The sequence below is a fragment of the Streptomyces sp. NPDC054887 genome (assembly GCF_053610585.1).
Window position 1 is genome coordinate 19,380 of the sequence record NZ_JBSGYQ010000085.1, and the last position, 9,237, is coordinate 28,616.

Genomic DNA, 9,237 nt, shown 5'->3' on the forward strand with positions numbered 1-9,237 from the left:
CCGATACCGGCCCCGTTCCGCGCCTTCCGGGGAAGCCGTCCGCAGCTCGCCGCGACGGTCAGGCCGGCGGGCGCAACCCGTCGTACGTGACGTCGACGAGCCGCTGGACCGCGGCAGCAGTCGTGAGCCCGGCGGCCGCGGTCAGGGCGCGCAGGCAGTACTGGGCGAGTTCGGCGGGCGGCACGTCGTCGCGCAGGCCGCCGCTCGCGGCCCCTTCGGCGATCAGGCTCTCCAGCATGTGCGTCAGGTGCTGTTCGGCGTGCGTGACGTGGTCGCCCTGGTGGAGGAGGGCGGAAAGGTCGCCGCCGTGGCGCCGGCGCGTGATGTCCGCGAAGGCGGCGAGAACGGCGCGCAGGCGCTCAGGGGCGGGCCCGGAGCGCCCGGCGACCTCCGCGAGCCGGTGCAGGTGGCCGGTGACCTGCCGTTCGTGCCAGGCCAGCAGGACCGCCTCGACGTCGGAGAAGTACTTGTAAAGGGTGGCCCGGCCGATGCCGGTCCGCTCGGCGATCCGCGACATGGTCACCGCGCGCAGCCCGCCGGCTCCCACCAGCTCGGTGGTGGTGTCCAGGATCGCCTCCCGCACCGCCTGGCGGTGCGCGTCGATCGTCTCGTTCCAGAGCTTCGGCACCAGTGAAGACTACAGACGGACGTAGGGGGATACACTGCGCCGCGACGGAGACACTGTGTCTCGTAAAAGTCGAGTGGCGGGGTTCGTTCCGTCCTGATCGCCTGGAGGAGGCCGTCATGGCCGATGTGCCGGACCACGAGCCCCGGAGTTCCGGTGAGGACGGCGCTCCGCGCTGGGTGCAGATCTCGGCGGTGGTGGCTGTCGCCCTTGTCGTGGTGTTCGTGATCGTCCACCTGGCCGGGGGCGGCATGGCCGGACACGCGCGGTGAAGCCGTACCCGCCGCGGTTGCGGAAGGCTGCGCTGACCGCGCACGTCGCCGCGTCTCTCGGCTGGCTCGGCGCGGTCGTCGCGTTCCTCGCCCTGGCCGTCGCCGGACTGATCAGCGGTGATCCGCAGACGGTCCGCAGTTCCTACATCGCGATGGAGCTCGTGGCATGGGCGGTCGTCGTACCGCTCGCCGCCGCGTCCCTGGTGACCGGGGTGGTGCAGGCGCTGGGCACGGTGTGGGGTCTCTTCCGCCACTACTGGATGATCGCGAAGCTGCTGATCACCGTGTTCGCCACCGTACTGCTGCTCGTCCACATGCAGCCGGTCGGCCACCTGGCCGACGCGGCCGGGCGGGCTGCCCTGGCGGACGGCGAGCTGGAGGGCATGCGCGTGCAGCTGATCGCGGACGCGGGCGCCGCCGTGGTGGTGCTGCTGATCGCTGCCGGGCTTTCCGTGTTCAAGCCCCGTGGAACGACCCGGCGCGGCCGCCGCGGGGAGCGCGCACGACCCGCGCGGGCAGCGGGCAGCGCCGAGGCGCGGGCGTGAGGCGCGGGGCCGCCCGACGCGATTCCGGCGGCCCGCCGGTCGGTCAGTCCAGCGCCCCCAGCAGCTCGTTGCACGCCTGCTCGCAGGAGCGGCACGCCTCGGCGCAGACGCGGCAGTGCTCGTGCATGTCGGCGTGGGACGCGCACTCGTCGGCGCACGCCTTGCAGGCCGTGGCACACGCCTGAAGGACCGCGCGGGTGACATTCGCGTCGTAACCGGTGTGGCGCGAGAGCACAGCGGCGGTGGCGGTGCAGATGTCGGCGCAGTCCATGTCGGTGCGGATGCACTTCGTGAGGTCGCCGACCATGCCTTCGGAGAGGCAGGCGTCCGCGCACGCCGTACACGCCTGCGCGCAGGCGACGCATTCCTCGATGCAGCGGGTGAGCTTGTCGCGGTCGACGCCGCCCAGGTCGGCCGGGTAGGTGGCGAGCATGTCCTTGACCATGGTCATCGCGGTGGCCTCCTTCGCAGCGGAGGCCGGCGCGCCGGGTGACCGCGCCCGTTCGGGCCCCTGAATTCAGCGTCCGGCCGGGGCGCGGGATGCGCAAACGCGTCGGGAGCGCCCCCGCTGCGGGAAAGGGGCGCTCCGGGGGCGGCGGTCGGCCAGGAGGTCAGTGGTAGGCGTGGACGACCGCGTGGCCCCTGCCGCGGCCGATCATCCACTTGTTCACCGGCGTCGTGATCAGGAAGGCGACGGCGAATCCGCCCAGGAGCGCGGTCCAGAACAGCGCGTCCGACAGGTGGGCGTCCATCGCGCCGGGGGTCAGGGCGATGATGGCGTTGTCGACGAACTCCATCACGGCGATCGAGACGGTGTCCGCGGCCAGCGCGACCTTCACCGCCGACTTGAGGTCCAGCCCGGCCCGTCGTACGGCGAACAGGGTGAAGGAGTAGCCGAAGACGAAGGCCAGCGTGATCGCGAGCGCCATCGTCGGCACGTTGCCCCACAGCAGAGCGGTGCCGATCACCATGCCGAGGACCTCGCCGATCGCACATCCGGTCAGGCAGTGCAGCGTCGCCTTCGCCGCCGTGCTCCAGGACGCCCCGCCGTGCCCGTGGCCGCCGTGCTCGGGCCCGCCGTGCACGCTCTCCTGTGCTGCGTGGTCGTGCGCGGGGCCGGTGTGGTGAGCGGTGTGGTCCATGGCCTGTCATCCCCAATCCGGTTCACCGGAGTCTTCAGTTCCTGCCCACTCCCTCAGCGTATACCCCTGGGGGGTAGTAGTCCAGGGGTATACGCGAGCTGGACGTACAGGCGCCGGGGGCCTTGCGGCAAGCCCCCGCCCGTGCCGCAGAATCACCCACGACTTGCAACTGCTGCACAGGGGAGCCGCGCCATGCGTGTGTTGGTGTCGACGTACGGGGCGCGGGGGAGCGTCGAACCGATGGTGGGTCTCGCGGTGCGGTTGCGGGAACTCGGCGCGGAAGTGCGGATGTGCGCACCGCCGGACGAGGAGTTCGCGGAGCTGCTGGCCGGTACCGGTGTGCCGCTGGTGCCGTTCGGCCGGCCGGTGCGCCCGCTCGTCACCTCGGTGCTGCCGGGGTCGGCCGCCGGACTGCCGCAGCGTGCGGCCGAGTTGATCGCGGCGCAGTTCGGCGCGGTGGCCGAGGCGGCCGCGGGTTGCGACGCGCTGGTGGCGACCGGCCCCTTGCCGGTCACGGCCGGCGCCCGGTCGGTGGCCGAGAAGCTGGGCATCCGCTACGTGCACGTGAGCCACCAGCCGATCAGCCTCCCCTCGCCGCACCAGCCGCCGCCCGGGCGGCGCGGCCGGCCGTTGCCGGCGGAAGTGAGCGACAACCGGGAGCTGTGGGCCATCGACGCCCGGAACGCGAACGAGATGTTCGGAGCGGCGATCAACTCCCACCGTGCGTCGATCGGCCTGCCGCCGGTCGACAACGTCCGCGACTACGCCTTCACCCACCGCCCGTGGCTGGCGACGGACCCCGTCCTGAGCCCGTGGCGGCCGACCGGGCTCGACGTCGTACAGACCGGCGCGTGGATCCGCCCCGATGAACGCCCGCTCTCCCGCGAGCTGTCGGCGTTCCTGGACGCCGGCACGCCGCCGGTGTACGTGGGCTTCGGCAGCACGCCCCTGCCTGCCGCGAAGGACGTCGCCCGCGTGGCAGTCGAGGCTGTCCGGGCGCAGGGGCGCCGTGCGATCGTTTCCCACGGCTGGGCCGGGCTGGACCTGATCGACGACCAGGGCGACTGCTTCGCCGTCGGCGAGGCCAACCACCAGGCGCTGTTCGCCCGGGTGGCCGCCGTCGTGCACCACGGCAGCGCGGGCACCACCACGACCGCCGCCCGCGCGGGCGTCCCTCAAGTGGTGGTGGCCCAGGGGGCGGACCAGCCGTACTGGGCAGGCCGGGTGGCCGACCTGGGCATCGGCGCGGCCCACGAAGGCCCGACTCCGACGGCGGAGTCCCTTACCGCCGCGCTGAAGACGGCCCTGACCCCCTCATGCCGCGCACGAGCCCGGGCCGTGGCCGGCACGGTCCGCTCCGACGGGGCCACGGTGGCCGCGACGCTGCTGCTCGAAGGGGCGGGCGGGCCCGGGCAGGCCGCCGTCGGCCTGCGGCACGCGAAGCCGTAGACCGGGGGCAGTGGGCCCGGCGCCCGGCCCACTGCCCCGTGCCCCCGCTCCGACGCCCCGGCCGCCCCCGTCGCGGCCGGGACGCCGGCGTCAGCTCGCGGCGAGACGCAGGGTCGCCCAGACCGTCTTGCCGCGAGGTGCTGTGGGTTCCCACGACCAGCTGTCGCTCAGCGCGCTGATCAGCTGAAGACCTCGGCCGCCGACCGCGCAGGCGTCCGCGACGCGCTCCCGGGGCGCCGCCGGGCTGGGGTCGGATACGGCGCACATCAGGTGCGAGGGGTACCGGAAGAGGCCCAGCCACAGCGGATACTCGCCGACATCCGGCCGCATGGGCTCCACGGCGTGCCGGACCGCGTTGGTGACGAGTTCGCTGACGACCAGTTTCGTGTCGCCGGCCATGTCCCCCAGGGCCCACCGCTCGAAGGTGTGCCCCACGAACCGGCGTGCTCGGCCGGCGTTGTCGGGGCGGCCGTCGAGACCGCAGGCGGCGAAGTCGTCGGGCAGTACGAACGCTTCCGAGTCGCTCAGCACCGCGGGCGGAGACGCGGAGTTGTGCGCCGTCGCCAACCCGCCCTGGCCTGCGGGTCCGACGTGCGGGCTCGCCGACTGCGTCATGTGAATCACCACGGATCACGTCCCTTCGCAGGCTTCGGAGCCCGATGCTGCGCCAACCGGTGGTGGACGAGTATCGTCGACCCGGACCACGAAGTGCAATTGCAGTTGGGATTGCACTGTCCGGATCTGTGGGCTCGGTTGACGTGTTGCGAGAGGGAGCGGTGGGCGTGGAGTTGTTCAACGGAGTCAGTTCGCGAGCGCTGGGATCCGCGAACTGGATCAAGAGCGGTCGCAGCAACGCCACAGGCAACTGTGTTGAGCTGGCCGCACTTCCGGACGGCCACGTGGCCGTCCGCAACAGCCGCGACCCGCAAGGGCCCGCCCTCATCTATACGCGCGAGGAAATCGCCGCGTTCGTCGCGGGCGCCCGGGACGGCGACTTCGACTCCTTCATCGGCTGAAACCCGTCGGCTCACCGCGCAACCCCTGGCTCATGTGTGCGGCGGGTCGATAGTGTCGTTCCTCTTCATCGTCCGCAGGAGAGCGTGATGGCCGTAGCCGAACCAAGCCCGTCCCTCTTCGCCCGCCCGCTGGGGGCGGTTGAGCGCAACCCGACCGCCCTCAAGGTCATCCTGGGCGGGAAGCTGCGCGAGCTGCGCGTCGCCGCGGGGTTCGATCCCTCGCACGTCGACTCCAAGCTCGGCTTCTCCCGCTCGACAACCAGCCGAATCGAGCTGGGACGCCACGGCTGCAAGCAGAGCGACGCCGCGGCGCTGCTTCAGCTGTACGGGGTGGACGACGACGTACAGGTCGCTGAGTTCCTGCGGCTGCTGGAGCAGTCCCGCCGAGCCGACTGGTGGCGGTCCTACAGCGACGTGCTGTCCGACTTCTTCGCCCCGCTCGTCGCGCTCGAAGGCGCCGCGGCAACCATCAGGACGTACGAACCCTTTTACGTTCCGGGCCTGTTGCAGACGCCCGCGTACACCCGGGCGGTGGTGCAGTCGGGACCGGGGCATCTGCTCACGCACGAGGTGCGGCGCAGGGTCGAGCTGCGGCAGGAGAGGCAGCGGCAGCTCGACAACGCGGACGGGCCGCGGCTGTGGGCCGTGATCGACGAATCGGTGCTGATGCGCAAGGTGGGCGGCGCGCAGGTCATGCGCGAGCAGTTGGAGCACCTCGTGGCGATGATGCAGCGTTCCCGCGTCACCCTTCAGATCGCCCCGCTCGACGTGACGGCCGCGGTCGGTGTCGGGACCGGCCTCACGTACCTGCGGTTCGCGCCGGGCGACCTCAAGGACGCCGTCTACATCGAGCACCTGACGGACAGCACGTTCACGCAGAAGCCGCGGATCGTCGAGCAGTACCGCGACATGATGGACCGGCTCGGCGCGTGCGCCCTGACGCCCCGGCACTCGCTCGAAACGATAAGGAAACGGCTCGCCGGTCTCTGACGCACCCGCGCCCGGTCATGGCCGTACCGGGGACCGAGATGCCGCCGGCCGCCGTCGCGTCGAGCGGCGGGGGGCCGACGGCTTCGTGGGTCCGGATCAGGTGAGGCGGGCCACTCCGCCCCATTCGAGCCACTCGTCGGACGGCTGCACCGGCGCCAGGTCGTTGTCCGGGCGCCAGGTGGACACCTCCACCAGGCCGGGCTCAAGGATCTCCAGGCCGTCGAAGTACGCGGCGACCTCGCTCTCCTCACGCACCCTGCCCCAGTGGCCGCCGGTCGCCTCCGCCATGAAGTCGGTGACGAACTTACGGATCTCCGGCCGGTCGCTGACCAGTTGGCAGACGACCAGGAAGCTGCCCGGCGCCAGCCGCGCGGCCACCCGCCGGACGAGCGCGGCCGGGTCGTCCTCGTCGGGGATGCAGTGGAGCACCGAGACGAAGAGCGCCGCCACCGGCCTGCTGAAATCGATCAGCCGCGTGGTCTCGGGGTGGTCGAAGATGCCGTCCGTGTCGCGCATGTCGGCCTGGATGACGGCCGTACGGTCGTTCTCCTCCAGCAGCGCGCGTCCGTGCGCCAGGACGATCGGGTCGTTGTCCACGTAGACCACGGTCGAGGCGGGGTCCACGGCCTGGGCGACCTGGTGGACGTTGTCCTGCGTGGGCAGACCGGATCCGTGGTCGATGAACTGGCGGATGCCGTGGTCGGCCGCCAGCGTGCGCACCACACGGCGCAGGAACCGCCGGTTGTTGACCGCCAGCACCTTGGTGCTGGGCACCTGCTTGAGCAGTTGCTCGCAGGCTTCGCGGTCCGACTCGTAGTTGTCCTCCCCGCCCAGGAAGTAGTCGTACATCCGTGCCACGCTCGGCACCTTCGTGTCGATGGCGTCCGGCCGCCACGACTCCTGTCGCATCCAGTTCTCACCCGTACCAAGAGGGAGCCAGCTTCTTAGGAGCGACATGCTAGGACCGTTCAGGCCCGGACGAGGCCGATGTCCGTACTGACCGAAATGCTGGGTGTGCTTTCGGCCGACTTGGCAGATACTTGCGGCTCCACCGATCGCCGGAGAGGGCCACCGCCGTTGCGGGACAGGCGAGTTGACCCGTAGGCCGGTCGCCGGCGGTCGGGCCGGATCACGGCTGCACGAGCCGGTGCAGGGCCAGGCGGGCCATCGGCGCGTAGGCGGCCAGGACCGGCGCGGCGCCGTGCAGGGTGAGGCTCGTCGCGGTGCCGCCGCCCTGGGGCCGTACGGTGTGGCGGAGGGCCAGCCGGACGGGTCCCAGCCGTACCCGCCAGCTCCACGTGCGGTGCTCCTCGTCCACCTCCTCGACGACGAAGACCGCGGTGATCCCGAGGAACGACTCGACCCGCCCCCGCGCGCCCGGGGTGATCCGTTCACCGGTGGCATGGACGCGTCTGATGTACGGCGACCAGGTGGGCCACAGCCGGGGCGTGGTGTACCGCTGCCACACGACCCCGGGCCGGGCGCGTCCCGCGGCCCTCAGGGTCAGCGTGCCCACGGGTCCCGCCCGGTTGTGCGGGCAGGCGGCGGTGGTGTCATCGGGTGGCGCCCTGAAGGTACTCGGTGAGCGCCTTCCCCGGCCGGAAGGACGCCGTGCCGTCCGCACGGTCGAACCCGCCGAAGCTGCCCAGGAGGACCGACTCGCCCCCGGCCAGTGCCTCCGCGATCGTGCCCGGGTGTTCCACCGTCCCGAAGAGGGCGTCGAGCACGCGCTCGACGTCTTCCCGCCGCAGAGCGCTGCCGGACTCCGCCGGCGCCGTCTTCTCCGCGGTCGCTTCGATCAGGCGCGACTTGTCCATGTGAGCCACCCGTTCCCATCCATCCGAAAATCCGGCTTCGTACGGTCGTCGGTCCCTCCCAGCCTGACGGCACCGCGCCCCGCCCGCACCCGCACGGCCGCTCGGACCGACCGCCGGTGCAAGGGCCCGTAACCCGTGTGCCCGCTCTGCGGTGGTCGCCGCCCGCGATCACGCCGAGGCTGTTTGCGGTGCCCTCGACCGACGGGGCATGCGTCTCGGAAGGATTCGAATGTCAGAACGCATTACGGCCCTGCGCAGCCTGCACGACGTCGGCCTGGCAGCCTGGTTCGGCGGTTCCCTGATGGGTGCCGTCGGCCTCAACGGGGCGGCGAGGAAGACGGGCGGCGACGAGATGTCCACCGCGCGCATCGCCAGCGCCGGCTGGGCGGCCTGGACCCCGGTGAACGCGGCGGCGATCGGCGCACACCTGGTGGGAGGCGCGGGCGTGCTGGGTGCCAACAGCGCCCGGGTGGCCTATCAGCAGGGGGTGGCCGCCTCCACGGTGGCCAAGCTGGTGCTCACCGGAGCCGCCCTCGCCGCCACCGCCTACACCCGTGTCCTGGGGAAGAAGGTCGAACTCGCCTCGTCCCCCGACCCCGCGGACGTCGAGCGGGCCGCCGAGCATCCGGTCGAGCTGGACCAGGCGCAGCGCCGGCTCATGGTGCTCCAGTGGGCGATCCCCGCGCTGACCGCGGGCGTACTGGTCCTCAACGCCCTCCACGGCGAGCAGCAGCGTCCCGAGCAGCAGCGGCTGGGGATGATGCGCCGGGCCGCCTCACCCCTCGTCGCGGCGGGCGGCACCGGCATGGCCGCCGTTCGCCGTGCCCGTGAGCGCGGTCTGCCGGGGTGGCACTGCTAGGCGTGGTTTCCGCCGTCGCCCGTTTCGCGGCCGCCGGCACGGCGCGCGCGTACGCGCGCGCCGCGCGGCGAGCACTCGGGCGCGGCGCGTTCGGAAGGAGTTCGAGATCAGCCCACAGCCATGGAACCGCAACCGCCCGTCCCTACGCCACAAGGAGGAAGTCATGGCCAAGGTCACGCAGCCCGTCACGGACGACAGCATCAGGGTCCGCCAGCTCAGCCACTACCAGTTCAGCTGGGTGGCCGGCGGGCCCGGAGCCCCGGGCACCATCACCCTGCAACTGGTGCTCGACGAAGGCGCGTGGGAGGAAGTGCTGACCGTTGACGCCGCCGACGCCGACGTCCTTCAGGATCTGCTCTCCGAGACGGACACCGTCCACTACGACATCGGCCGCCGGACCCTCATGTTCGGCGTCACCCCGGTCGGCGGCTGACCGCCCCGCCCGCACGGCTGCCGCGGGGCCCCCCCCCCCGGGCGGGGGGGGCGGGGCCCCCCCGGGGGGGGGGCGCGGGCCCCGCCGAC

The 9,237-nt window shown here is 72.2% G+C and carries 14 protein-coding genes; 7 read left to right on the forward strand and 7 right to left on the reverse strand.

The window, feature by feature from the left end; genetic code table 11:
- Positions 1-58: 58 nt before the first annotated feature.
- On the reverse strand, positions 59-628 hold the full coding sequence (locus tag ACWGH0_RS31430) for a TetR/AcrR family transcriptional regulator (RefSeq protein ID WP_453407669.1): 570 nt from the start codon (positions 626-628) through the stop codon (positions 59-61).
- A 116-nt stretch (positions 629-744) separates the two neighbouring features.
- Between ACWGH0_RS31430 and ACWGH0_RS31435 the strand changes: the two genes are divergently transcribed.
- Both ACWGH0_RS31435 and ACWGH0_RS31440 read left to right on the forward strand, forming a co-directional pair.
- Entirely contained in the window at positions 745-897 is a 153-nt protein-coding gene (locus ACWGH0_RS31435) for a hypothetical protein (RefSeq protein ID WP_453407670.1), read from the forward strand.
- A 17-nt stretch (positions 898-914) separates the two neighbouring features.
- Positions 915-1,442, forward strand: coding sequence for a hypothetical protein (locus tag ACWGH0_RS31440; protein ID WP_453407671.1), 528 nt, complete (start codon positions 915-917; stop codon positions 1,440-1,442).
- Between the two features lie 43 nt (positions 1,443-1,485).
- On the opposite strand, the gene ACWGH0_RS31445 is transcribed toward ACWGH0_RS31440, so the two are convergent.
- Positions 1,486-1,893 carry a four-helix bundle copper-binding protein gene (locus ACWGH0_RS31445; protein ID WP_453407672.1) on the reverse strand — a complete coding sequence of 136 codons (408 nt, stop codon included), beginning with the start codon at positions 1,891-1,893 and terminating at the stop codon, positions 1,486-1,488.
- Positions 1,894-2,053: 160 nt separating this feature from the next.
- Complete coding sequence (locus tag ACWGH0_RS31450; RefSeq protein ID WP_453407673.1) at positions 2,054-2,584, reverse strand: DUF4396 domain-containing protein; 531 nt, start codon at positions 2,582-2,584, stop codon at positions 2,054-2,056.
- Positions 2,585-2,776: 192 nt separating this feature from the next.
- Here ACWGH0_RS31450 and ACWGH0_RS31455 point away from each other — a divergent pair, with 192 nt between their 5' ends.
- Entirely contained in the window at positions 2,777-4,033 is a 1,257-nt protein-coding gene (locus ACWGH0_RS31455; protein ID WP_453407674.1) for a glycosyltransferase, read from the forward strand.
- A gap of 90 nt (positions 4,034-4,123) precedes the next feature.
- Here the strand turns inward: ACWGH0_RS31455 and ACWGH0_RS31460 are convergent, their stop codons facing one another.
- A complete protein-coding gene (locus ACWGH0_RS31460) occupies positions 4,124-4,648 on the reverse strand; it encodes an ATP-binding protein (protein WP_453407675.1) in 525 nt (174 codons plus the stop codon).
- 167 nt (positions 4,649-4,815) lie between these two features.
- Between ACWGH0_RS31460 and ACWGH0_RS31465 the strand changes: the two genes are divergently transcribed.
- The gene (locus ACWGH0_RS31465) at positions 4,816-5,049 is read left to right on the forward strand and encodes a DUF397 domain-containing protein (protein WP_453407676.1); all 234 of its coding nucleotides are present in this window, start codon (positions 4,816-4,818) and stop codon (positions 5,047-5,049) included.
- Positions 5,050-5,136: 87 nt separating this feature from the next.
- Positions 5,137-6,039, forward strand: coding sequence for a helix-turn-helix domain-containing protein (locus tag ACWGH0_RS31470; RefSeq protein ID WP_453407677.1), 903 nt, complete (start codon positions 5,137-5,139; stop codon positions 6,037-6,039).
- A 96-nt stretch (positions 6,040-6,135) separates the two neighbouring features.
- On the opposite strand, the gene ACWGH0_RS31475 is transcribed toward ACWGH0_RS31470, so the two are convergent.
- From ACWGH0_RS31475 to ACWGH0_RS31485, 3 genes are all read right to left on the reverse strand, one after another.
- A complete protein-coding gene (locus tag ACWGH0_RS31475; protein WP_453407684.1) occupies positions 6,136-6,948 on the reverse strand; it encodes an SAM-dependent methyltransferase in 813 nt (270 codons plus the stop codon).
- A 220-nt stretch (positions 6,949-7,168) separates the two neighbouring features.
- Positions 7,169-7,555, reverse strand: coding sequence for an SRPBCC family protein (locus tag ACWGH0_RS31480; protein WP_453407678.1), 387 nt, complete (start codon positions 7,553-7,555; stop codon positions 7,169-7,171).
- A gap of 37 nt (positions 7,556-7,592) precedes the next feature.
- Positions 7,593-7,856: an HU family DNA-binding protein gene (locus tag ACWGH0_RS31485; protein ID WP_453407679.1), complete on the reverse strand. Its 264-nt coding sequence runs from the start codon at positions 7,854-7,856 to the stop codon at positions 7,593-7,595.
- 229 nt (positions 7,857-8,085) lie between these two features.
- Here ACWGH0_RS31485 and ACWGH0_RS31490 point away from each other — a divergent pair, with 229 nt between their 5' ends.
- Together ACWGH0_RS31490 and ACWGH0_RS31495 are read left to right on the forward strand one after the other, a co-directional pair.
- A complete protein-coding gene (locus ACWGH0_RS31490) occupies positions 8,086-8,715 on the forward strand; it encodes a hypothetical protein (RefSeq protein ID WP_453407680.1) in 630 nt (209 codons plus the stop codon).
- A gap of 163 nt (positions 8,716-8,878) precedes the next feature.
- Complete coding sequence (locus ACWGH0_RS31495) at positions 8,879-9,148, forward strand: hypothetical protein (protein WP_453407681.1); 270 nt, start codon at positions 8,879-8,881, stop codon at positions 9,146-9,148.
- The last annotated feature ends 89 nt before the right edge of the window (positions 9,149-9,237 follow it).

Coding starts and splice junctions, on each gene's coding strand:
- ACWGH0_RS31435 (WP_453407670.1), top strand. CDS start 745: ATGGCCGATGTGCCGGACCACGAGCCCCGGAGTTCCGGTGAGGACGGC.
- ACWGH0_RS31445 (WP_453407672.1), bottom strand. CDS start 1,893: ATGACCATGGTCAAGGACATGCTCGCCACCTACCCGGCCGACCTGGGC.
- ACWGH0_RS31450 (WP_453407673.1), bottom strand. CDS start 2,584: ATGGACCACACCGCTCACCACACCGGCCCCGCGCACGACCACGCAGCA.
- ACWGH0_RS31455 (WP_453407674.1), top strand. CDS start 2,777: ATGCGTGTGTTGGTGTCGACGTACGGGGCGCGGGGGAGCGTCGAACCG.
- ACWGH0_RS31460 (WP_453407675.1), bottom strand. CDS start 4,648: ATGACGCAGTCGGCGAGCCCGCACGTCGGACCCGCAGGCCAGGGCGGG.
- ACWGH0_RS31470 (WP_453407677.1), top strand. CDS start 5,137: ATGGCCGTAGCCGAACCAAGCCCGTCCCTCTTCGCCCGCCCGCTGGGG.
- ACWGH0_RS31475 (WP_453407684.1), bottom strand. CDS start 6,948: ATGCGACAGGAGTCGTGGCGGCCGGACGCCATCGACACGAAGGTGCCG.
- ACWGH0_RS31485 (WP_453407679.1), bottom strand. CDS start 7,856: ATGGACAAGTCGCGCCTGATCGAAGCGACCGCGGAGAAGACGGCGCCG.
- ACWGH0_RS31490 (WP_453407680.1), top strand. CDS start 8,086: ATGTCAGAACGCATTACGGCCCTGCGCAGCCTGCACGACGTCGGCCTG.
- ACWGH0_RS31495 (WP_453407681.1), top strand. CDS start 8,879: ATGGCCAAGGTCACGCAGCCCGTCACGGACGACAGCATCAGGGTCCGC.